The 22313-nt window shown below is 71.8% G+C and carries 18 protein-coding genes; 12 read left to right on the forward strand and 6 right to left on the reverse strand.

What is annotated here, in order from left to right; all coding sequences use genetic code 11:
- Positions 1 to 195: 195 nt before the first annotated feature.
- Positions 196 to 1623, forward strand: a complete 1428-nt coding sequence (locus ABD832_RS31865) for an MFS transporter (protein ID WP_344902764.1) — start codon at positions 196 to 198, stop codon at positions 1621 to 1623.
- Here ABD832_RS31865 and ABD832_RS31870 read toward each other — a convergent pair.
- The gene (locus ABD832_RS31870) at positions 1561 to 2571 is read right to left on the reverse strand and encodes a DUF3616 domain-containing protein (protein ID WP_344902767.1); all 1011 of its coding nucleotides are present in this window, start codon (positions 2569 to 2571) and stop codon (positions 1561 to 1563) included. The two genes, ABD832_RS31865 and ABD832_RS31870, sit on opposite strands and share 63 nt — an antisense overlap.
- A gap of 108 nt (positions 2572 to 2679) precedes the next feature.
- Between ABD832_RS31870 and ABD832_RS31875 the strand changes: the two genes are divergently transcribed.
- The 5 genes from ABD832_RS31875 to ABD832_RS31895 all read left to right on the forward strand — a co-directional run bounded on the left by ABD832_RS31875 (position 2680) and on the right by ABD832_RS31895 (position 9522).
- Positions 2680 to 3756 (forward strand): hypothetical protein, encoded by a 1077-nt coding sequence (locus ABD832_RS31875; protein ID WP_344902770.1) that lies wholly within the window; start codon positions 2680 to 2682, stop codon positions 3754 to 3756.
- Positions 3757 to 4076: 320 nt separating this feature from the next.
- The gene (ftsH, locus tag ABD832_RS31880; RefSeq protein ID WP_344902773.1) at positions 4077 to 6158 is read left to right on the forward strand and encodes an ATP-dependent zinc metalloprotease FtsH; all 2082 of its coding nucleotides are present in this window, start codon (positions 4077 to 4079) and stop codon (positions 6156 to 6158) included.
- A 228-nt stretch (positions 6159 to 6386) separates the two neighbouring features.
- Complete coding sequence (locus ABD832_RS31885; RefSeq protein WP_344902776.1) at positions 6387 to 6974, forward strand: Maf family protein; 588 nt, start codon at positions 6387 to 6389, stop codon at positions 6972 to 6974.
- A 143-nt stretch (positions 6975 to 7117) separates the two neighbouring features.
- A complete protein-coding gene (locus ABD832_RS31890) occupies positions 7118 to 7975 on the forward strand; it encodes an EI24 domain-containing protein (RefSeq protein WP_344902779.1) in 858 nt (285 codons plus the stop codon).
- A 437-nt stretch (positions 7976 to 8412) separates the two neighbouring features.
- Positions 8413 to 9522, forward strand: coding sequence for a DUF4192 domain-containing protein (locus ABD832_RS31895; protein WP_344902782.1), 1110 nt, complete (start codon positions 8413 to 8415; stop codon positions 9520 to 9522).
- Here the strand turns inward: ABD832_RS31895 and ABD832_RS31900 are convergent.
- Positions 9501 to 9839, reverse strand: coding sequence for a hypothetical protein (locus ABD832_RS31900; RefSeq protein ID WP_344902784.1), 339 nt, complete (start codon positions 9837 to 9839; stop codon positions 9501 to 9503). The two genes, ABD832_RS31895 and ABD832_RS31900, sit on opposite strands and share 22 nt — an antisense overlap.
- A gap of 194 nt (positions 9840 to 10033) precedes the next feature.
- Here ABD832_RS31900 and ABD832_RS31905 point away from each other — a divergent pair, with 194 nt between their 5' ends.
- Complete coding sequence (locus ABD832_RS31905; RefSeq protein ID WP_344902786.1) at positions 10034 to 10624, forward strand: DUF1707 and DUF4870 domain-containing protein; 591 nt, start codon at positions 10034 to 10036, stop codon at positions 10622 to 10624.
- A 501-nt stretch (positions 10625 to 11125) separates the two neighbouring features.
- Here ABD832_RS31905 and ABD832_RS31910 read toward each other — a convergent pair.
- Complete coding sequence (locus tag ABD832_RS31910; protein ID WP_344902789.1) at positions 11126 to 12652, reverse strand: ATP-dependent DNA ligase; 1527 nt, start codon at positions 12650 to 12652, stop codon at positions 11126 to 11128.
- A 187-nt stretch (positions 12653 to 12839) separates the two neighbouring features.
- Positions 12840 to 13214, reverse strand: coding sequence for an FKBP-type peptidyl-prolyl cis-trans isomerase (locus tag ABD832_RS31915; protein WP_344902792.1), 375 nt, complete (start codon positions 13212 to 13214; stop codon positions 12840 to 12842).
- Positions 13215 to 13691: 477 nt separating this feature from the next.
- Here ABD832_RS31915 and ABD832_RS31920 point away from each other — a divergent pair, with 477 nt between their 5' ends.
- From ABD832_RS31920 to ABD832_RS31940, 5 genes are all read left to right on the forward strand, one after another.
- Complete coding sequence (locus ABD832_RS31920) at positions 13692 to 14993, forward strand: ABC transporter substrate-binding protein (RefSeq protein ID WP_344902795.1); 1302 nt, start codon at positions 13692 to 13694, stop codon at positions 14991 to 14993.
- A gap of 348 nt (positions 14994 to 15341) precedes the next feature.
- Complete coding sequence (locus ABD832_RS31925) at positions 15342 to 16313, forward strand: carbohydrate ABC transporter permease (protein WP_344902798.1); 972 nt, start codon at positions 15342 to 15344, stop codon at positions 16311 to 16313.
- 158 nt (positions 16314 to 16471) lie between these two features.
- Complete coding sequence (locus ABD832_RS31930; protein WP_413224600.1) at positions 16472 to 17251, forward strand: carbohydrate ABC transporter permease; 780 nt, start codon at positions 16472 to 16474, stop codon at positions 17249 to 17251.
- Positions 17248 to 18666 (forward strand): GH1 family beta-glucosidase, encoded by a 1419-nt coding sequence (locus ABD832_RS31935; RefSeq protein WP_344902804.1) that lies wholly within the window; start codon positions 17248 to 17250, stop codon positions 18664 to 18666. Before ABD832_RS31930 ends, ABD832_RS31935 begins: the two co-directional genes overlap by 4 nt.
- 9 nt (positions 18667 to 18675) lie before the next feature.
- Positions 18676 to 19671, forward strand: coding sequence for a LacI family DNA-binding transcriptional regulator (locus ABD832_RS31940; RefSeq protein WP_344902807.1), 996 nt, complete (start codon positions 18676 to 18678; stop codon positions 19669 to 19671).
- Between the two features lie 132 nt (positions 19672 to 19803).
- Here the strand turns inward: ABD832_RS31940 and ABD832_RS31945 are convergent, their stop codons facing one another.
- Both ABD832_RS31945 and ABD832_RS31950 read right to left on the reverse strand, forming a co-directional pair.
- The gene (locus tag ABD832_RS31945; protein ID WP_344902810.1) at positions 19804 to 20799 is read right to left on the reverse strand and encodes a LacI family DNA-binding transcriptional regulator; all 996 of its coding nucleotides are present in this window, start codon (positions 20797 to 20799) and stop codon (positions 19804 to 19806) included.
- The gene (locus ABD832_RS31950) at positions 20796 to 22187 is read right to left on the reverse strand and encodes a GH1 family beta-glucosidase (RefSeq protein WP_344902814.1); all 1392 of its coding nucleotides are present in this window, start codon (positions 22185 to 22187) and stop codon (positions 20796 to 20798) included. The genes ABD832_RS31945 and ABD832_RS31950 overlap by 4 nt, the downstream gene beginning before the upstream one ends.
- Between the last annotated feature and the right edge of the window lie 126 nt (positions 22188 to 22313).

Consider the following 22313-nt stretch of genomic DNA (forward strand, 5'->3'; position numbering starts at 1 on the left):
GGACGCGATTCCCTCCGAGCGAGAATAGGAAAAACATAACCTTTGAGCGAATTAAGCCAATATGCGAGATGACAGGGACCTTCCCCACCATTCTCCGCGTCCGGGGCGGACGCGGGCGTCCCTGGCCCGATCCTTGCGGACATTGGCGCTCGGGCCACTCGTGGCAGCACGGGCACGCCGCCGATGATGAGGCGCATGAGAACGACTCTTCAGCCGGGCCGCGGGCTGCACCGCGCCTGGATCGTGGCGGCGGTCGCCTTCGTCGCCATTCTCGGCGCGGCCGGTTTCCGCGCCACCCCCGGGGTGCTGATCACACCGCTGCAGGAGGAGTTCGGCTGGTCGCGAGGCACGATCTCGCTCGCCGTCTCGGTCAACCTGATGCTCTACGGGCTGATCGCGCCCTTCGCCGCGGCGCTGATGGACCGCTTCGGCATGCGCAGGGTGGTGACGTACGCGCTGCTGCTGGTCGCCGCGGGCAGCGGGCTCACCATCTGGATGGACGCGCCCTGGCAGCTCCTGATGTGCTGGGGGGTCATGGTCGGCCTGGGGACCGGCTCGATGGCGCTGGTCTTCGCCGCCACCCTCACCGAGCGCTGGTTCGTCCGCCACCGCGGCCTGGTCACCGGCGTGCTCACCGCCGCGGGCGCCACCGGCCAGCTGGTCTTCCTGCCGCTGCTCGCCCACCTGGCCGAGGGCAGCGGGTGGCGGACGGCCGCGCTCACCGTCGCCCTCTCCGCCCTCGTCGTGGTCCCGCTGGTCTGGTTCCTGCTGCGGGACCGGCCCGAGGACGTGGGGACCACCGCCCTGGGAGCCGACCCCGCAGCTTCGCCCCCCGCCCGGCCCGCACCGGGCACCCGGCCGGGCAACGCCGCCTCGCGTGCCCTCGGCGTGCTCCGGAGCGCCGCGCGGACGCGCCCCTTCTGGTTGCTCGCCGGGGGCTTCGCGATCTGCGGGATGAGCACCAACGGCCTGGTGGGCACCCACTTCATCCCCGCCGCCCACGACCACGGCATGGCCCAGCCGGTCGCCGCCGGGCTGCTCGCGCTGATCGGGATCTTCGACGTGGTCGGCACCGTCGCCTCCGGCTGGCTGAGCGACAGGATCGACTCGCGCCTGCTGCTGGGCGCCTACTACGGGCTGCGCGGCCTGTCGCTGCTGGCCCTGCCGAGCCTGTTCGGGGACAGCGCCGAACCCAGCATGCTCGTCTTCATCGTCTTCTACGGCCTCGACTGGGTGGCCACGGTCCCGCCGACGGTGGCGCTCTGCCGCCAGATCTACGGCCCCGACGGGGGAGTGGTGTTCGGCTGGGTCTTCGCCTCGCACCAGATCGGCGCGGCGATCGCCGCGACCGCGGCCGGGATCACCCGCGATCAGTTCGGCGCCTACGACCTCGCCTGGTACGCCGCCGGAGCGCTCTGCCTGGCCGCCGCGGTCATGTCGCTGGTCATCGCCCGCCGGCCCTCCGGAGACCACGCGGACGGTCCCGGCGCAGGTCCCGGCGCGGGGCCCGATGCAGGTCCCGGCGATCCTGACGGACGGCCCGCCGACCCTGACGGACGCTCAGCGGGGCATCCTGACGATGTCGGCGAGCACGCCGCCCTGCGGGGTGAGCCGCTGCGCTGACGGGCTGTCGTGGACCACCAGGACGCGGTCGCCGTCGAGCACGGTGATCCCCTCCGGGTGGTCGCAGCCGTCGCCGTACGGCAGGTCGCCGACGAGCACCGGCTCGTGCAGGACGGACGGCTCGTCCAGCGGGTCCCAGCGCAGCAGGCGCACCGGGCCGTCCAGGCTCATGGTCGGCCCGGCCAGGATCAGCAGCCCGTCCCGGTAGGGGCACATGTCGCGCACGCCGAGCCCGCCGAGGTCCAGGAAGTGCGTCCGGTACGGCCCGCCGTCGATGCCGGCCAGCCGCAGGGAGCCCGGACGCCCCGGATCGCTCTCCGGCCGGATCTCCAGGACCGCGGCCCAGCCGCGCAGCACCGGGCCGCGCAGGCCGACGAACAGCCGCCCGCCGAGCACGGCGACGCCCTCGACGTCCAGGCCGTTGTCCTTGCTGGGGATCGACACGAACGGGCCCAGGTGCGGATCGACGGCCAGCAGGTCGGCCAGGTTGCGGCCGGGACCCGACAGGATCTCCGCCCTGCGGTCGCCGTCCTCGCGGACCGGGGTGGCCCCGACGAGCGGCAGCCGTACCAGGATGAAGCGGTTCTCCTCGCGCACCACGGCGGCGAGGCGGCGGCGGGCCTTGTGCGGCGGGTGCCCCTTCTTGATCCGCCTGCGCTTGAGGCTGTGCGACCCGATCGCCCACAGCCAGCCGTCCGCCCGGCCCAGCCCCTCGATGTCGGCCTCCTCCTCGCGCCCGGCGGGCAGGTCCACGAAGTCGGCCAGGAAGAAGGTGCGCTGGTCGTCGTAGCGGCCGCCGCGGAACGCCAGGTGCTCGACGGTGGCGGTCTCGTCACCGGCCACCCAGAGCCCCAGGGCGTCGGTGCGTACCGCGGACAGGTTGGTGTGCGTCCTCGCCTCGCGTGAGGAGGCGTCGAACCTGAGCTCCACCTGGCGTTCCACGAACATTCCGGAATCATCGCAGCATGGCCCGGCCGATGGGGAGGAAGGCACTCGTTCCCGAAGTGTGATGGGGATCCCACGCGAGAAAACCGGATTTGTCGTACGCTCCCGATCGTGCTCGATGGGTTGGGTGGGACTCAGGGGGCCCGGGAGACGGGTTCCACGCCGACGTACGCGACCGCCGACGCGGACACCTCGGAGCTGCCGAGGGTCGCCGCGGAGAGCCCTCGCAGGACGCCGTCCCCGCAGATCCCGGCCGTGAAGCGGTCCCGCATCGGTGACCTGCCGATGCGCGTGATCTACCGCGTCCTGGCCGTGGGCGCCGCGGTGCTCGCCGTCGCGGTCGCGGTCGTGGTCGGTTTCCTGACGTCGGGCACCCCAGATCAACCGGGCGAGGAGCGAACGGGGCAGATCGCCGCGCCATCTGCCGCGCCGCCCTCGCCCGGTCCGGCCACCACCGGGCCCGTCTCGCCGGAGCCGTCCGCGCCGGTGTCGGCGTCGGCCTCCGCCGCGGGCTCGGCGTCTCCGTCGGCCTCCGGATCCCCCTCGGCCTCGGGGAGCCCGTCGGCGTCCGCGTCGCCCACGGCGTCGTCCTCGTCCTCGTCGTCCTCACCGTCCGGCTCGGCCGTGTCGCCGGACCGCAGCGCCGTCATCGCGGCCCTCGCCGACCCCCGGGTGCCCGAGCTGCCCCGCGACAAGAAGCTGGGCCGCCTCCCCGGCGCGGCGGACGCGGGCAAGCGCCGCCTCGACGACCGCCGGTCGGGCATTTCGCTGGCCCGCCTGGCCAAGCCCTGGAAGGTCTTCGGCGCCTCGCCGTTCTCCACCAGGCAGGTACTGCCCAAGGCGAAGGGGGCGGCCCACCGGGCGATGCTGGTGAGCTGCCCGGTGCCGATCCTGGTGCAGCAGGAGGCCAAGGACACCGCACTGCTGGCCGCCCGGTGGACGCTCAACCACCACCCCAAGGGCGGAAAGATCACCTGGACGGCCTCACAGCCGATCAAGGACGGCTGGCTGCTCGCCTACCGGGTGAAGTACGAGCGCAAGGGCAAGGCGCGCTCCTCCATGGCGGCCGTCGCGGTGACCGAGGGCTCCGGGTCCAAGCCGGGGATGCTCTTCGTGACCATCCCCGACACCCAGAAGAAGCACTGGCGCGCCATCAACACCGCGGTCTCCTCGCTCAGATTGAAGTGAGCGCGGCCGGGGCAGGATTCGCCTTGTCCGTGTGACCAGGTGAAATTCGGGGGGATTTCACGGCCGGTCGCCTCGCCGCCGTACGCGCGGCGGTCCTTCGTCCGTTCGCAGCGGCCCGATCGCCGGAACCCGATCGCCGCAGCCCGACCGCAGCAGCCCGACCGCAGCAGCCCGCTCGCCGGAGTCCGCTCGCCGGGGGCCGCCCGCCGAGGGCCGTGTGACGGGGGCCGCCCGCCGGGATCCGCGCGACGGAGCCCGGTCGCCGGACGCATCGCCGGGCGCCCGTCCGGCACGTCCCCCGGGTCGTCGAGGGGGAAGTCGTGAAGCGACCGGCGTCTCAGCAGCCGTCCAGCCGGCCGTTCCGGCAGCGCAAGGGGCCGGGCCGGTGGCCGTCCGGCGAGACAAGCCGCCAGAGGGACGGCGACAGGGGTGAGGAGGGCGGCGGCTCCAAGCCCTGGAGGTCCGAGGGCCTGCCCGACCGCTCGTCCGCCCCGCAGCGCCCGCGCATCAGCTGGCCGCGCTTCCTGCTGACGCTGGCCGTCGTCTACGCGGCCTTCTTCGTGGTCTCCTCGTTCTTCGACGACGTCACCGAGCCGATCTCCTACACCGAGTTCACCCGGCAGGTACGGGCGGCCAACGTCAAGGACCTCTACGCCACGGGCCCGTCCATCCAGGGCACCCTCAGGAAGCCCGCCCGCGACCCCGACAGCGACGGCAGGCAGTACGACCGGTTCTCCACCGAGCTGCCGGTCTTCGCCGACGAGGACGAGCTCTACCGCCGGCTCACCGCGACGGGGGTGAACATCAGGGCCGAGCCCGTCGGCGGCGACCGGGGCTTCCTGGCGAACCTGCTGCTCTCCCTGTTCCCGGTGCTGCTGCTGGCCGGGCTGTGGATCTGGTTCATGCGGCGCGCGGCGGCCGGCGCGATGGGCGGCGGAGTGGGCGGTCTCGGCGGCCTCGGCAGGTCGAAGTCGGCCAAACCGGTGGAACAGGACAGGGTCCGGGTCGACTTCGACGACGTGGCCGGCATCGACGAGGTCGAGAACGAGGTCGCCGAGGTGGTCGACTACCTCAAGGACCCCGACAAGTACCGCAGGCTCGGGGCGAAACTGCCCAAGGGCGTGCTGCTCACCGGCCCGCCCGGCACCGGCAAGACCCTCCTCGCCCGCGCCGTGGCGGGCGAGGCGGACGTGCCGTTCTTCTCGGCGAGCGCGTCGGAGTTCATCGAGATGATCGTGGGGGTGGGCGCCTCGCGGGTGCGCGAGCTGTTCGAGGAGGCCCGCAAGGTCGCCCCGTCGATCATCTTCATCGACGAGATCGACGCGATCGGCCGGGTACGCGGCGGCAGCACCATCGGCGGCCACGACGAGCGCGAACAGACGCTCAACCAGATCCTCACCGAGATGGACGGCTTCACCGGCTCCGAGGGCGTCATCGTGATCGCCGCCTCCAACCGGGCGGAGGTGCTCGATCCGGCGCTGCTGCGGCCCGGCCGGTTCGACCGTACCGTCGTGGTCTCCGCACCGGACGCCGACGGGCGGCTGGCGATCCTGCGGGTGCACAGCCGCGGCGTGCCGCTCGCCGGGGACGTGCACCTGGAACGGCTCGCCAGGACCACCCCGGGCATGACCGGCGCGGACCTGGCCAACCTCGTCAACGAGGCCGCGCTGCTCGCCGCCAAGCGGGGCAACGAGAAGGTGCACTCCGCCGACTTCGCCGACGCGCTGGAGAAGATCCTGCTCGGTGCGGCCCGCGCCGTCGTGATCCCGCAGGACGAGCGGAGACGGACCGCCTACCACGAGGCGGGCCACGCGCTGCTCGGCATGCTCCAGCCGGGCGCCGACCCGGTCAGGAAGGTCTCGATCATCCCGCGCGGCCGGGCGCTCGGCGTCACCCTCTCCACGCCCGACACCGACCGGTACGCCTACGACGAGAGGCACCTGCGGGAACGGATCGTCGGCGCCCTCGGCGGCATGGCGGCCGAGCAGATCGTCTACGGCGTCGTGACCACCGGCTCGGAGAGCGACCTGGAACAGGTCACCGTGATCGCCCGCGGCATGGTCGGCCGCTGGGGCATGTCGGCCAGGATCGGCCCGCTGACCGTCCTGCCCGAGTCCGCCGACGGCCGGCCCGCGGCGGCGCCGGACACCCTCGCCACCGTGGACCAGGAGGTCCGGCGCATCGTGGACGAGTGCTACGAGGTGGCCCTCGCGGTCCTGAGGGAGAACCGCGACCGCCTGGACGGCATCGCCGCCGCGCTGCTGGAGAACGAGACCCTGGGCGAGGCCGAGGCGTACGACGCCGCGGGCCTCCCACGCCGCCCGGCTCCGGACCCCATGTCCCCGCCCCCGCCCCGGCGGCTCCCGATCCCGCCGGGCGGTCCCGCTTCACCACCGGTGTGAGCCGCGCTGTTCGCGGGCCCGGCCGAGCGGGTGCTTCGCGGGGTTCGGGCGAGCCGCGTGCCTTGTCGGGGTGAGCTCGTGTCTCGCGGAGCCCGGGTGAGCCGGGTGTCTCGTGGAGTCCGTCCGAGCCGCGTGTCTCGTGGAGGAACGTCCTGCCCGTGGCGGTTCGCGCGAGCACGTCCCGCCCGTGGCGAGGGGACCGGCGAGGCCGCGCTAGGCTCGACCGGCGTGACCCAGATCGTGCTCGCCTCCGCCTCACCCGCCCGTCTCGCCCTGCTGCGCAGTGCCGGGCTGGATCCCCAAGTGATCGTCAGCGGCGTGGACGAGGCCGCCCTCACCGCCGACAGCCCGGCCGAACTCTGTCTCGCACTGGCCCGCGCCAAGGCCGCGGTGGTGGCCGGAAAGCTGTCCGACGGCCTGGTCATCGGCTGTGACTCCGTGCTCGAACTCGACGGGCGGGCCTACGGCAAGCCGTCCTCTCCCGAGGAGGCCGTCGCCCGCTGGCACGGTATGCGAGGACGCGAGGGCCGCCTGCTCACCGGGCACTGCGTGATCGACGTCGTGAACGGACGCGAGGCGGCGGACGTGGGCGCCACGACCGTACGCTTCGGCACGCCCGACGACGACGAGATCGCCGCCTACGTCGCCACGGGAGAGCCCCTCCACGTGGCGGGGGCCTTCACCCTGGACGGTCGCGGCGGCTGGTTCGTCGAGGGCATCGACGGCGACCACGGCAACGTCCTGGGCCTGTCCCTGCCCCTGCTCCGCCGCCTCCTCGCCACCCTCGGGGTCCCCGTACCCACCCTGTGGCGCTGAGCCCGGCCGGTGCGGGCCGCGCGACCTCGTCCGGGCGTGGCGAGAACCGGCATGGGACCTGCAACACTCGTCATGGACGGGTCGGGTGAAGGACGAGGTGGCGCGCCGTCACCTACGGCGTCCGAGCCCGATAATCTTCCGCCATGGGTCATTTCCGCTCCTTTCTGGACGGCATCGGGTTCTTCTTCCAGGGAGTGCGCTGGGTGGCGCGCTACCCGCGCTGGTGGCTGTTCGGGCTGATCCCGGCTCTGATCGCGTTCGCCCTCTACGCGGCAGCCCTCTACCTCCTCGGCACGAACGCGCTGGAGATCGCCGCCTGGGGCACGCCGTTCGCCGACGGGTGGGACGACTCGGCCCGGACCGCGCTGCGCGCGGTGATCGGGCTGGCGCTCTTCGGGGCGGGACTGGTCCTGTCCGTGGTGACCTTCACCGCGGTCACCCTCATCGTGGGCGACCCGTTCTACGAGAAGCTCTCGGAGAAGGTGGAGGGAACCTACGGGGAGGTGCCGACCGGATACGAGCTTCCGCTGTGGAAGTCCATCCCCCGATCCATCAGGGACAGCCTGGTCACTCTCGGATGGTTGCTGCTCTTCACTGTGCCGCTGTTCTTCCTCGGTTTCATACCGGTGGTCGGGCAGACGGTGGTGCCGGTCCTGGGTGCGCTGGTGTCGGGTTTCTTTCTCACTGTCGAGCTGACCACACTGGCCCTGGAACGCAGGGGGATGGCACGCAAGCGCCGGTTCGGTCTGCTCCGGGGGAACAAGGCTCCCACCCTCGGTTTCGGGGTACTGCTCTTCCTGCTCTTCCTCATCCCGTTCGTCGCGGTCATCGCGATGCCCGCCGCCGTGGCCGGCGCCGCCATCATGGTCCGCAACCGCCTGGCACCCTCCGCGCTCACGACCGGAACGACCGGAGCGGCCGGAGGAGACCGGCGTGTGGACCCGCTCACGGACCCGCGTATGGACCCGCGGATGAATCCTCGTACGGACAGGGGCGCCTGAAAAGGCTCTTCGTTCCGGCTGTGGAAAACCGAGCACTATCCACAGAATGAGATTCGGCCCGATGAGGAGGGGCGGCGTCCGGGAGGCTGCGGCCATGACAACGGACAGCACGCCACCGGCCTCGCCTGAGCCGACCCCCCCCGCACCCCGCGCCGTCCCCGCGACCCGCGCGGCCCTCACGACCTGCCCGCTCCTCACGATCCGCCCGTTCCCCGGAGTCCGCGGATCCCTCACGACCCGCGGACCCTTCACGAGCCACGGGCTCTTCACGATCCGCGGATCCCTCACGAGCCACGGGTCCTTCACGATCGGCGCGGGCTTCGCGGCCGGCGCCTTCCCCAAGGCCTCAGGCGCATCCTTCGAAACCCGGGAATCCGCCGCGACCGGCGACCTCCCCGCGGCCCGCAAGGGCTTCGACATCACCGCCGCCCCGGCTCATGCTCGGCTCCACCGAGGACGTCCTGGGAGCCGTTCCCTACCTGCTGGGCTTCCATCCGGCCGAGAGTCTCGTCGTCATCGGCCTCACCGGCGGCCCGGCCACGAGCAGGCTGCACCTCACCGTCCGATGGGATCTGCCGCTGCCGCCCGACGGGCTCGGCCAGGTCGTCCCCCTCTTCAGGAAGGAGGGGGTGACCGAGGTCGTCGTGGTCGGTTACGGCCCCGGCCCTCTGGTCACCCCGGCCGTCGACGCGGCCGTGGCGCTCTTCCGCGCGGGAAGGCTGACCGTCGTCGACGCGCTCCGGGTGGAGCAGGGCCGCTACTGGTCGTACGGCTGCTCGCGGAGCGACTGCTGCCCGGTCGACGGCACGCCCTACGAGCGGCGTGCCGGTGCGGTGGCCGCCGAGGCGACCCTGCAGGGGCTGGTCGCCCTGCCGGACCGGCAGACCCTGGAGCGCTCGCTCGATCCGGTGACCGGCTCCGAGCGGGTGGCCATGCGTGAGGCGACCGCCCGCGTCACGCGGGAGATGCGCGACAGGCTCGCCGCATGCCGCGACGCCGACGGGTTCGCGACGGAGTTCGTCGCGGACGGCATGGCCAGGGTCCGTGAGGCGATCGCCGTCCACGCCTCGGGCGGGCGGCTCGACGACGACCAGGCGGCCCGGCTGGGGCTCGACCTGGCGGTGATCAGGATCCGGGACGAGGCATGGGCGCTGATCACCGATGACGACCACGACGTCCACCTCAAGCTGTGGCACGACCTCACCCGGCGCATGGAGCCGAGGTTCGTGCCGCCGGTCGCCTCACTGCTCGGCCTGGTCGCCTGGCGCCGGGGCGACTCCGCGCTCGCGGGCGTCGCCCTCGGCCGGGCACACGACGCCGACCCCGGTTACTCCATGGCGAACCTGCTCCTGCACGCCATCCGCACGCTGGTCCCGCCCCATGCCCTCAACGACAGGATGCCCAGCCCGGAGGACCTCGACCAGGAGATGGGCATCCCCAAGATGGCCTGGCTGCTGCCGATGGCCGTGTTGCTCGACGACACCGGCGGCCCAGGCCGCGGGGCCGTGACCGCCGGTGTGCCGGCTCAGCCTTCCGCGCGTCGCTGACGCTCGTTGTAGGCCCTCATCCGGGCCGGATAACCGGTTAGTTGAACGTCGTAGACGGGCAGGGACAGGCGACGTGCCACCTTGCCGATCACCGCGGGGGAGCCGACCCGTCGCCGGGTCCACTCACCGTCGTCGGCGACGGCCACCGCCGTGGTGTCCGTCGCGAACGTCTCGGGTTCGACATAGAACTCCACACCGCGACGCGACTTCGCGAAGGCGATGAGCGCCTCGATGTCGGCGTCGGTCGCCTCGCGATCGAACTTGGCGATCTTCGGCCCGCGCAGGCGCCTCAACCCATAGCGATCTCGCCATCTCATGTCTCCCTGTATACCTCTCCTGCTTGTTCCCCGGCACGAATGCCAGGGGTGCGTCTCAGGGGCCTATGGGGGTTCATCCTGATGCGCCGGGCCGACAATTCGGGCCAGTATCGAAAGGGAAGAGGCGACGAAAGGGTATCGGTCTCATGGCAGGCACAGTGACACCAGCGGGCCCGGGGCACGGGAGAGTGCCGGTGGCGGGTCTGCGACCCGATCACCCCACACTCCGGGTGGGCAACCAGGATCGTGAGCAGGTGGTCGAGCACGTCAAGACCGCCTATGCGGAGGGAAGGCTCGACAGGATCGAATTCGAGGACCGGCTGGAGCGGGCGATGACGGCCCGAGTGCACGGCGACCTGATTCCGATCATGAACGAGCTGTACGGCGGGCACCCGGCACCCCAGGTCTTCTACCCGCCCGTCGACGGCCGGTCGGCGTTCATGCGTCAGGGAGGCATGGCCGGACGGGGGGAGACGGGCGGGGAGCGTCTGGGTGCGGCTCTGGCACACCTGCTCCCGCTGGCGGGCCTGCCCGTCCTCGGGCCGCTGGTCCTGATGTTCACCGCGGGAAAGAACTCGCCCTACGTCCGCGCCCACTCGGTGGAGGCTCTCAACTTCCAGTTGACGTTGATCGCGGTGACCGTGTTGCTGGTCGCGACGATCGTGGGCGCGGTGCTGACCCCCCTGCTCTGGATCGGCGGCGTGGTCCTGTCGGTGGTCGGCGGGGTCGCGGGAGCGAGTGACGGCGACTTCCGCTACCCCTTCACGGTGCGCTTGGTGAAGTGAGCCCGGAACACCGCGTCCGTGCTGGAGGGGCGGGGAGCGGCCGACCGGCCGATCATCTGCCGGGGCCGGGGCCGAGATCGGGGAGCGGGGAGCGGGGATGGGGATCTAGGGACCCAGCGATGGGGACCAGGGGCTATAGGGCCGGAGGCTGAAAAGGCAGGAGACCAGGGGGCAAGAGGGACACGTAGACAAGGGGCAATGGGGCAAGGGTCCGGAGAGTGAAAGCACCTGAGGGAAGGGGCAGGGCAGAGGGCGGCTGAGCTCCCGGGAGGCTTCGTGGGGAGCCGGTCCTGGGAGCCGACCTCGTGCTCCGGTCCCGGCCGGTCCCGCGAGTCGGCCCCGGCCGGTTCCGCGAGCCCGGCCCCTGTCGGTCCCGCGAGCGGGCCCGGAGGCTCCTGTCTGGGGGCAGGACGGGGCGGTCGCCAGGGGCATGAGAAACCTCGTCGGGACGCCAGCGGTATGGCCCCGGCCCCCACGGGAGGGGCCGTCGAGGACGGGGCGTCAGAGCATGAGGGAGCGGACCATCTCCACGGTGTCGGCCTGGTCGGCCGTCTTGTCGGAGCGGTAGCGGATGACCCTGGCGAAGCGCAACGCCACCCCGCCGGGGTAGCGGCTGGAGCGCTGCACGCCGTCGAAGGCGATCTCGACGACGAGCTCGGGGCGGACGGTGACCGTCCACCCGTCGGTCGGACCCTCCGCGATGGCGAGGAGGCGTTCGGTCTGCCAGGCGAGCAGCTCGTCGGTCAGCCCCTTGAAGGTCTTGCCGAGCATGACGAACCCGCCGGTCTCCGGGTCCCGGGCACCCAGGTGCAGGTTGGAGAGCAGGCCCTCGCGGCGGCCGCTGCCCCACTCGACGGCCAGGACGACGAGGTCGAGCGTGTGCCGGGGCTTCACCTTGATCCAACCGGCTCCGCGCCGTCCGGCGGCGTAGGGCGTCAGCAGCGACTTGACCACCACGCCCTCGTGTCCGCTCCTGACCGCGTCCTTGAAGAACGCCTCGCCGTCGGCGACGTCGGAGGTGACCAGGCGGGGGGTCATCAGCTCGGGGGGCACGGCCCGGGCCAGGGCGGCATGGCGCGCCTCGCCGGGCAGATCGAGCAGGTCGGCGCCGTCGGCCCGTAGCGCGTCGAAGAAGAAGACGCTCAGCGGGACCTTCTCGCGGGCACGCTGCACGTCCGTGCGGCTGGACACGCGACCGGAGGTGACCTGGAAGGGCTCGGGGCGGCCGTCGGCGCGCATCGCGAGCACCTCGCCGTCCAGCACCAGATCGGACGAGGGCAGCGCGCCGACCGCCTCGACGAGCTCGGGCACCTGCGCGGTGATGTCGTCCAGCGTCCGGGTGAAGACCGAGACCCGGTCGCCCGCACGGTGCGCCTGGATCCTGACGCCGTCGAGTTTCCACTCGACCGCGGCGGGCCCGCCGAGCTTGCCGAACGCGGCCTCGATGGAGACGGCGCTCTGGGCGAGCATCGGCGACACCGGCCGGCCGACCTCCAGGTGGAAGGCGCGCAACGCCTCGATCCCGCCGCTCAGCGCGGCGGCGCCGACGGCGGGCAGCCAGCCGCGGAGCATCAGGGCCCGCCTGACCTCGGCCGCGGGCACCCCGGCCGCCTTCGCGACGGCCTCGATCATCACGCCCTCGAGCGCGCCTTGGCGCAGCTCGCCCTGGAGCAACCGCGTCAGGAAGAGCTGCTCCTGGCGGGTCAGGGAACCGAACAGCTCGGCGAGCAGCGTCTTGCGCGCACCCTGCGAGCCGGGCCCGGTCAGTGCCTTGACCCGGTCGAGGCGGTCGTGGACCTCGCGGAGTGTGGCGGTGGCGGCCAGCCGCGGCTCGGGTGGGTCCTGAAGGCTTTTCCAGCCCACGCCGACGTTGCGCTGCGGCAGCTCGCCGGAGAGGTAGGCGATGGCGATCTCCGCCTCGTCCGGCTCGACCCGGCCGAGCAGCTCCGCCAGGTGGGCGATCTTCGCCAGCCGGGCGGAACCGGCGGTCACGGCCGTGGAGGTGCGTGCGAGATCGATCAACAACACATGGGCCAGCCTAAGAGCTGCGGGTGACATTTCGGTGAGGTCGGGCCCTGCTTTTTCCGAGTCGTCCCGCCCCGCCGTCGGAGGCCGGGGGCGTGGAACAGGGCAGGTGCGCGAGCGGGCCGGGAACGCGCAGGGCCGCCCCCCGTCGGGGGAGCGGCCCGTGCGTGCCGTTCACGAACCCGGGGCGTCAGCTCACGCCGAGCAGGTCCACGACGAAGATGAGCGTCTCGCCCGGCTTGATGCGGTTGCCCGCACCGGCGTTGCCGTAGCCCAGGTGCGGCGGGATGGTGAGGCGGCGGCGGCCGCCGACCTTCATGCCCGCGACACCCTGGTCCCAGCCCGCGATGACCCGGCCCCCGCCCAGCGGGAACTGGAAGGTGTCACCCCGGTTCCACGACGCGTCGAACTCCTCGCCCGTCGAGAAGGCGACGCCGACGTAGTGCACGGTGACCTGCTGCCCCGGCGTGGCCTCCGGGCCGTCCCCTACGACGATGTCGACGATCTCCAGCTCCGACGGCGGGGTGCCCTCCGGAAAGTCGATCTCCGGCTTCTCCAGTGCCACGTGTCTCTCCTCGGTTGGGTGCGCGCCGGTCGGTTTCCGGCTGCCGGACGACTCTACGGGGTCCGGGACCACCAGAGGGGACAGGGGGACGGAGTGGCGCACGCGGGCCCGCGCCGCGGGCCGGGGCCGACGGCGGATGCGGAACCGCGGAGAGACGTCGGGGAGCGCTCTCTGATTGAGAGGGTGACGTTGTCACCGGCCGGTGTCAAGGACCCGTCCGTCCCGGTGGAACACAGAGGAAACGCGACCTTAATGTGACCTTCTTTCGATGGACCGCTCCGGATTCCCTTCCGTCCACCCTGCCGATGCCTTCTGAACTGCGGAAACATCGAATGACCTTGGAGAGCGCTCTCCATCCGACGGGTGTCTGGCGGCCCCGCCGGGCCCGGGGGACCGTTGACAGGTCCGGCGCTTGGTATCAATCTGCTCAGGGAGCGCTCTCTCCATGATCACTTATGAGAACCCTGGGAGGGTTCCATGCGTAACTCACGCCACCGGTTCCTCACCTCGATGGTCGCCGTCTCCGCCCTGGCCCTCGGCCTGACCGCCTGCGGCGGTGACAGCGGTGGCGGCGCCGGGAGCGGCGGGACGGCCTCCCAGCCGGCCGAGAAGATCAAGCTGACCGTCGGGCTGTTCAGCGATTTCCACTACGCGCCGCTGTACGAGGAGTTCAAGAAGACCCACCCCAACGTGGAGATCGTGGAACGCCGGGCGCAGTTCAACGACCACCACACCAACCTCATCACCCAGCTGACCACCGGCGCGGGAGCCGCCGACGTGGTCGCGGTCGAGGGCGGCTACATCGGCGCCTTCACGCCCGTGCCCGCCAAGTTCCACAACCTCAAGGAATACGGCCTGGACAAGCGGCAGAGCGAGTACCTGGACTGGAAGTGGAAGCTGGGCGTCTCCAACGACGGCTCCTCGCTGATGGGGCTGGGCACCGACGTCGGCGGCCTGGCCATGTGCTACCGCCCCGACCTGTTCAAGAAGGCCGGCCTGCCCACCGAGCGCGACGAGGTGTCGGCGCTCTGGCCCACCTGGGACGCCTACATCGAGACCGGCAAGAAGTTCGCCGACGCCAAGGTCGAGGGCGCCAAGTTCACCGACGCCCCCGGTGAGCACTTCCGTGCCATGGTCGAGCAGGCCCCCGTCGGGTTCTACGACGCCCAGTACAACATCGTCGCCGCCACCAACCCCGAGGTGCGCAAGGCGTACGACATGTCCGTGAAGATCATCGACAGCGGGCTGTCGGCCGAGCTCGCCGCGTTCACGCCGCCGTGGAACACCGGGATCGCCAAGGGCACCTTCGCCACCATGGTCTGCCCCGCCTGGAAGACCGGCACGATCAAGGACCAGAAGCCCGGGGAGGGCACCTGGGACATCGCCGCGGTGCCCGGTGGCGGCGGCAACCAGGGCGGCACCCACCTGATGCTGCCCAAGCAGGGCAAGCACCCCAAGGAGGCCGCGGCGCTGATCGACCTGCTGACCAACAAGGAGAGCCAGATCAAGCTCTTCAAGGAGGCCAGCGCGCTGCCCTCGCTGCCCGCGCTGTACGACGACCCGGCCGTGAAGGACTACGTCAACCCGTACTTCGGCAACGCGCCGATCGGCAAGATCTTCACCGACGCGGCCAAGGCGCTCAAGCCGCAGCCCGCGGGTCCCAAGGCCGGTGACGTCCTGCTGGCGTTCAACAACGGTCTCCAGCGCATCGAGCAGGGCAAGCAGAACGCCGAGGAGGCCTGGACCCAGGCGCTCAAGGACGTGAGCAGGATCAAGTAGTCCCGCTCCGGCCGGCCGGGCTCGCACCGGCCGGCCACCCGCCCGACGGATCCGGCCACCGACCGAGATCCGGCACCCGCTCGACGCATCCGGCACCCGCCCGACGGATCCACCCGCCCGACGGACGAGAGAACACCCGCTCGACGAACGAGAAACCCGCCCGTCGGACGAGAACACCCGCCCCGACGGACCGGGACACCCGCCCGGCCGGCACGGCCTGCCGGGTCCGCCGGGCGGGTGGAGACCGCCCCCGTCCGGCGCTCCGGGCGACCGGTCCCGGCGACGGCCCTCCCGTACCCGGGGAGCGGCCCGCCCCCGCCCCCCAACGACTCGCCGAAAGGAGCCGCCGTGGCCACCCGCGCTCCCGACCGCCTGGCGGCGGTCCCGCCGAACAGACCGGTGCGACCTCGCCGCAGCCTCCGCCGCCACCTGGTCCATCAGCTCGACGTCAAGGGCTCGCCGTACGCGTACGTGGCCCCGTTCTTCCTGCTGTTCTCCGCCTTCGGGCTGTTCCCGCTGGCCTACACCGCCTGGGTGAGCCTGCACGAGTGGACGCTGCTCTCGGACGAGCAGACCTTCGTCGGCCTGGACAACTTCCGCACGCTGCTCGCCGACGACTACTTCTGGAACGCCACCTTCAACACCCTGTCCATCGGGGTGCTCTCGACCGTGCCGCAGCTGCTGCTGGCCATCTGGCTGGCCCACCTGCTCAACCGGCCGCTGCGGGCCCAGACCTTCTTCCGCATCACGATGCTGCTGCCCAACGTGACCAGCGTGGTCGCCGTGGTGGTCATCTTCAGCCAGCTGTTCGGCCGGGACTTCGGCATGATCAACTGGATGCTCTCGCTCTTCGGGGTCGAGGGCGTCGCCTGGAACGAGGGCGTGCTGACCTCGCACTCCGCCATCTCCATCATGATCATGTGGCGGTGGACGGGCTACAACGCCCTGATCTTCCTGGCGGCCATGCAGGCCGTGCCGCGCGAGCTGTACGAGGCGGCCACCATCGACGGGGCCAGCGGGATGACCCAGCTCCGCAAGATCACCGTCCCGATGATCAGGCCCACGATCATCTTCGTCGTCATCACCTCGACGATCGGCGCCATGCAGATCCTCGCCGAGCCGCTGCTGTTCGGCTCGTACAGCATCTCCGGCGGGGCGGACCGGCAGTACCAGACGCTCGCGCTGCTCATCTACGAGAACTTCACCAAGCTCGACCTGGGCTACGCCTCGGCCATCTCCTGGATGATGTTCGTCTTCATCGTCGTGGTCGCCGGCATCAACTACCTGCTCACCCGTCGCGCGAAGGGAGGGCTGACGTGAGCGCGCCCACCCCGAGCCCCGTCCCGGCCCATCTGCCCGCCCACGCACCGGTCCGGGCCCCGGCCTCCGTGCCGGACGTGGCCCCCGCCCGCCGTGGGCCGGGCGGCCCCGGGGGCCGTCGCTCCGACTCCGCCCGCAGGCTCACCTACCTCACCCTCATGGCCGTGGCGTTCTTCTCCATGCTGCCGCTCTACTACAGCGTGGTGGTGGCCTCCCGGGACAACGCCGCGCTGGCCGACGTCCCGCCGCCGCTGGTGCCCGGCGGCAACTTCTTCGCCAACGTCGCCCGTGTCTTCGACACCGTGCCCTTCGCCCTGGCGATGCTCAACTCCGTCCTGGTGGCGGGCTCGGTCGCGATCGCGGTCATGTTCTTCTCCACGCTGGCCGGGTTCGCCTTCGCCAAACTGCGCTTCCGCGGCCGGAACATCCTGCTCCTGCTGACCGTGGCGACCATGATGGTCCCCACCCAGCTCGGCATCATCCCGCTGTACATGCTGATGGTGAAGCTGGAGTGGACCGGCACCATGTACGCGCTGATCGTTCCCGCGCTCGTCAACGCGTTCGGCGTGTTCTTCATGACCCAGTACCTGTCGCGGGCCCTGCCGACGGAGCTGCTGGAGGCCGGCCGGGTCGACGGCTGCACCACCCGGGGCCTGTTCTGGCACGTGGTGCTCCCGGCCGCGCGTCCGGCCGCGGCGGTGCTCGGCATGCTCACCTTCATGTCGGTCTGGAACGACTACTTCTGGCCGCTGGTCGTGCTGACCCCCGAGGACCCGACGGTCCAGGTCGCCCTGTCCACGCTGGCCAGCGGATACGTCAACGACTACGTACTCGGCCTGGCGGGCACCACCCTCGGCACGCTGCCGCTGGTCGTGGTGTTCGCCCTGCTCGGCAAACAGATCATCGGAGGAATTATGCAGGGAGCGGTGAAGGGATGACCGTCGTGGGCACTCGGGGGGCCACCCTCACGCAGGGGCGTGCCGACTTCCCCACCGGTTTCGTCTGGGGCGCGGCCACCGCGTCCTACCAGATCGAGGGGTCGGTGCACGAGGACGGCCGCCAGCCCTCGATCTGGGACACCTTCTCGCGTACGCCGGGCAGGGTCGCCGGGGGCGACACCGGCGACGTGGCGTGCGACCACTACGCCCGCCACGCCGACGACATCGCCCTGATGGGCGAGCTGGGCCTGGCCGCCTACCGCTTCTCGGTGGCCTGGCCCCGGGTCCGGCCGGCCGGAGGCGGCCCGGTCAACGCCCGCGGCCTGGACTTCTACGACCGGCTGGTGGACGGGCTGCTCGCGGCGGGCATCACGCCGTACGCCACCCTCTACCACTGGGACCTGCCGCAGGCGCTGGAGGACGCGGGCGGCTGGCCCGAGCGCGACACCGCCCACCGCTTCGCCGAGTACGCCGCGGACGTGTACGAGCGGCTGGGGGACCGGGTCGGGCACTGGACGACCCTCAACGAGCCGTGGGTGGCGGCCTTCCTCGGCTACGGCAACGGGGTGCACGCCCCGGGCAGGACCGACGCCGCCGCGGCGTTCCGGGCGGCCCACCACCTGATGCTCGGGCACGGGCTGGCCACCCGGGCCCTGCGCGAGGCCGGCGCGCGGGAGATCTCGCTGGTGCTGAACCTGTCGCCGGTGATCACCCCCGCCCAGGTCGACGACCCGGGCGCGGAGCCGTCCGAGGCGGACGCCGAGGCGGTCGCCAGGATCGACACCCTGCTGGTGCGGCAGTTCACCGAGCCCGCGCTGCGCGGGGAGTACCCGGCCGCGTTCCTGGAGATCGTCGGCCGCAACGGCGGTCTCGACCACATCCGGGACGGCGACCTGGAGATCATCAACCAGCCGGTCGACGTGCTGGGCATCAACTACTACAACCCGTGCGTCGTGGAGGCCGGGCCCGGCCTGGCGGCGGACGCGGCGTGGCCGGGCAGCGAGGACGTCCGGTTCTGCCCGGCCGACGGCGTGCCGGCCACCGCCATGGGCTGGCCGATCGTGCCCACCGGCCTGTCCCGGCTGCTGGTGCGCCTGTCCGACGACTACCCCGAGATCGGCCTTATGATCACCGAGAACGGTGCGGCGTTCGACGACGTGGTCCAGGACGGTCGCGTCCACGACGAGCGCAGGACCGGTTACCTGGACGGCCACCTGCGCGCCGTGCACGCCGCGATCGCCGACGGGGCCGACGTCCGGGGCTATCTGGTGTGGTCGCTGCTGGATAATTTCGAGTGGGCCGAGGGGTACCGGCGTAGGTTCGGCATAGTGCACGTCGACTTCACCACCCAGCGGCGCCTGCTCAAGGACAGCGCGCTGTGGTACCGCGAGGTCATCGCGCGGAACGGACTGTAGGGGAGCACGATGAGACGACCCACCCTGGAGGCGGTCGCCGCCCGAGCCGGGGTCTCCCGGTCGACCGTCTCCCGGGTGGTGAACGGCCAGACCACGGTCACCGCCGACATCCGGGACCTGGTCATGCGCGCGGTGAACGAGCTCGGCTACGTCCCCAACGGGGCGGCCAGGAACCTGGCCACCCAGCGGACCAACTCGGTCGCGCTGGTCGTCTCGGAGTCGCCCCACCGGGTGTTCTCCGACGACCCGATGTTCTCCACCGTGATCCGCTCGGTCAGCCTGGAGCTGGAGGCCGTCAACAAGCAGGTCGTGCTGCTGCTGGCCGGATCCCCCGAGAGCCACGCCCGGGTGGAGAACTACGTCGCCGGCGGCCACGTGGACGGCGTCATGCTCGTCTCCAGCCACGGCGCCGACCCGCTGCCGGTCGCGCTCACCCGGCTGCGCGTCCCGGTCATCTCCTACGGGCGCCCGGCCGTGCCGGTCGAGATGCCCTACGTCGACGGCGACAACGTCGCCGGTGCCGCCACCGCCGTACGGCACCTGCTGGAAGGCGGACGGCGGCGCATCGCCACCATCGCCGGGCCGTTGGACATGATCGCCGGGCAGGACCGGCTGACCGGCTACCGCGAGACGCTGCGCGACTCCGACCGCCGCTCGATCATCGCGGTGGGCGACTTCACCCGGGAGTCCGGCGCGGTCGCGATGCGCCAGCTGCTCGCCGACGACCCCGAGATCGACGCGGTCTTCGCCGCCAACGACCTGATGGCGATCGGCGCCATGCACGCGCTCCGCCAGATCGGGCGGCGGGTCCCCGGCGACATCGCGATCGTGGGCTACGACGACATAGAGGCCGCCCGCTACACCGACCCGCCGCTGACCACCGTCCGCAACCCGCACGCCGAGCAGGCCGCGACCATGGTCCGGCTGCTGCTGGCCCTGCTTGAGGGCGAGAGCGCCGAACCGGTGATCCTGTCCACCGAGCTGGTGGTCAGGTCGTCGTCGTAGGCCCCCGGGCCGGTGGCCGGGGCGTCGCAGGCTCCCGGGCGGCGCCCGTGGCCGGGACGGCGCCCGTGGCCGGGACGGCGCCCGTGGTCAGGGCGTCGCGGACCCGCGCACGGGCCCGCACGGTACCGGTGGTCAGGGCGTCGTGGACCCCCGCACGACCAGCTCGGTGGGCAGGACCACCTGGGTCCCCTCCTCCTGGCCGAGCACCATGCGGGCCAGCCGGCGCCCCATCTCCAGGGTCGGCTGCCTGACCGTGGTCAGCGGCGGCTCGGTGTAGGACGCCGCGGGGATGTCGTCGAAGCCGACAACCGCGACGTCGTCGGGGACCCGTCGTCCCGCCTGGCGGAGCGCGTGCATGGCGCCCAGCGCCATCAGGTCGCTGGCCACGAACACCGCGTCGATCTCGGGGTCGTCGGCGAGCAGCTGGCGCATGGCCGCGGTCCCGGAGTCGCGGGTGAAGTCGCCCACCGCGATGATCGAGCGGCGGTCGGAGTCGTGCAGCACCTCGCGGTAGCCGGTCAGCCGGTCGATCCCCGCGATCATGTCCTGCGGTCCCGCGATGGCCGCGATCCGGCGGCGGCCCCGCTCCACCAGGTGCCGCACCGCCCGCCGGGCGCCGCCGACGTTGTCCATGTCCACGTACGGCAGGCTGCTGGGCACGCTGGGACGGCCGCTGCAGACCACCGGCACGCCGTGCCTGGCCAGGACGCCGGGCAGCGGGTCGGTGCCGTGCATGGACGCGATGACCACCCCGTCGACGTGGCCGTTGGTGGCGTAGCGCTCGACCCGCTGGTAGCCGCCGGCCATGTCGGTGAGCATCAGCACGAGCTGCTTGTCGGCCTTCTCCAGCTCCAGGCTGACCCCGCGGATGATCCCGGCGAAGGTGGGGTCGTCGGAGAAGACGCGGGTGGCCGGTTCGGGGAAGACCAGGGCGATCGAGTCGGACCGCTGGGTGACCAGGCTCCGCGCGGCCTGGTTGGGCACGTACCCCAGCTCCTCGACGGCGCGGGTGACCGCCTCGCGGATCTGCGGAGCCACGCGCGTGGAGCCGTTGACCACGCGCGAGGCGGTCGCCCGGGACACGCCGGCCCGGGCGGCCACCTTCTCCAGCGTCGGACGCGCTCTCACAGCCCGTTCCGGCGGACGACCTCGCCGTACCAGCGAGCGCTGTCCTTGGGGATGCGGCGCTGGGTGCCGTAGTCGACGTGCACCACCCCGAAGCGCTTGTTGTAGCCCTCGGCCCACTCGAAGTTGTCCAGCAGCGACCAGACCAGGTATCCCCGCAGGTCCGCGCCGCCCTCGATGGCCGCGTGCGCGGCGCGCAGGTGCCCGTCGAGGTAGGACAGCCGGTCGGTGTCGTGCACCCGGTCGTCCTCGACGGTGTCGTCGAAGGCCGCGCCGTTCTCGGTGATCATCAGCGGGGTGCCGGGGTAGTCGCGGGACAGGCGCAGCAGCAGGTCGGTCAGGCCGGACGGCTGGACCGCCCATCCCATCGCGGTCTTCGGCGCGTCGGCCCCGCCGAAGGCGATGCCCTCGCTGCCGGGGAAGACCGGGTTCCCGGCCTCGCCGGGGCGGGCGGCCACGGTCTGCGGGGTGTAGTAGTTGATGCCCAGCAGGTCGATCGGCGCGCCGATGACCTCCAGGTCGCCGTCCTGGACGAAGGACCAGTCGGTGAAGCGCCGGGCCCGCTCGACGACGTCGGCGGGGTACTCGCCGCGCAGCAGCGGGTCCAGGAAGATCCGGTTCTGCAGGCCGTCGACGATCTCGGCGGCGGCCCGGTCGGCCGCCGTGTCGTCGTTGACGACCGGGGCGAGGTTGAGCGTGATGCCGACCTTCTCCGCGCCGGAGGCGCGCAGCGCCGCGGTGGCCAGGCCGTGGCCGAGCAGCAGGTGGTGCGCGGCGGCGAAGCCCAGCGCGGGGTCGGCGAGGCCGGGGGCGTGGATGCCCGAGGCGTACCCCAGGAAGGCCGAGCACCAGGGCTCGTTCAGGGTGGTCCAGGTCTCGACCCGGTCGCCCAGCCTGGCGTGCGCGATCGCGGCGTAGTCGGCGAAGTGCCGGGCCGTGTCCCGGTTCGTCCAGCCGCCGCGGTCCTCGAGGGCCTGCGGCAGGTCCCAGTGGTAGAGCGTCACGACGGGGGTGACGCCGGCGCCGAGGAGCTCGTCGACGAGACGGTCGTAGAAGTCCAGGCCGCGCGGGTTGACCGGGCCGGAGCCGTCGGGCTGGATGCGGGGCCAGGCGATGGAGAAGCGGTAGGCGTGCAGGCCGAGGTCGCGCATGATCGCGACGTCCTCGCGGTAGCGGTGGTAGTGATCGCACGCCACGTCACCGGTGTGACCAGCATGGACCTTGCCGGGGGTCCGTGAGAAGGTGTCCCAGATGGACGGGCCCCTGCCGTCGTCTCGGGTGGCGCCCTCGATCTGGTAGGCCGCGGTGGCGGCCCCCCAGACGAAGCCCTCGGGAAACCTCAGCACGCCGGAGTCCTGAAGTTCGTAGGACTTTTCGGCGGACATGGTCATGTCCTCACCGCCCCATTCTGTTAGGCCATAGCGTGAGAGCGCTCTCTGGAGCATCACCGTACCGCAACCATCATGTCAAGAAAAACGCGATTGTAACCGTAATATCACAGTTGTTGACATTGCGTT

Source organism: Streptosporangium longisporum (assembly GCF_039534895.1).
Taxonomy (GTDB): domain Bacteria; phylum Actinomycetota; class Actinomycetes; order Streptosporangiales; family Streptosporangiaceae; genus Streptosporangium; species Streptosporangium longisporum.

Excerpts from the sequence above, each read along its gene's own strand:
- ABD832_RS31865 (WP_344902764.1), top strand. The coding sequence starts at position 196 with ATGAGAACGACTCTTCAGCCGGGCCGCGGGCTGCACCGCGCCTGGATC.
- ABD832_RS31870 (WP_344902767.1), bottom strand. The coding sequence starts at position 2,571 with ATGTTCGTGGAACGCCAGGTGGAGCTCAGGTTCGACGCCTCCTCACGC.
- ABD832_RS31890 (WP_344902779.1), top strand. The coding sequence starts at position 7,118 with ATGGGTCATTTCCGCTCCTTTCTGGACGGCATCGGGTTCTTCTTCCAG.
- ABD832_RS31895 (WP_344902782.1), top strand. The coding sequence starts at position 8,413 with ATGCTCGGCTCCACCGAGGACGTCCTGGGAGCCGTTCCCTACCTGCTG.
- ABD832_RS31900 (WP_344902784.1), bottom strand. The coding sequence starts at position 9,839 with ATGAGATGGCGAGATCGCTATGGGTTGAGGCGCCTGCGCGGGCCGAAG.
- ABD832_RS31920 (WP_344902795.1), top strand. The coding sequence starts at position 13,692 with ATGCGTAACTCACGCCACCGGTTCCTCACCTCGATGGTCGCCGTCTCC.
- ABD832_RS31930 (WP_413224600.1), top strand. The coding sequence starts at position 16,472 with ATGGCCGTGGCGTTCTTCTCCATGCTGCCGCTCTACTACAGCGTGGTG.
- ABD832_RS31935 (WP_344902804.1), top strand. The coding sequence starts at position 17,248 with ATGACCGTCGTGGGCACTCGGGGGGCCACCCTCACGCAGGGGCGTGCC.
- ABD832_RS31940 (WP_344902807.1), top strand. The coding sequence starts at position 18,676 with ATGAGACGACCCACCCTGGAGGCGGTCGCCGCCCGAGCCGGGGTCTCC.
- ABD832_RS31950 (WP_344902814.1), bottom strand. The coding sequence starts at position 22,187 with ATGACCATGTCCGCCGAAAAGTCCTACGAACTTCAGGACTCCGGCGTG.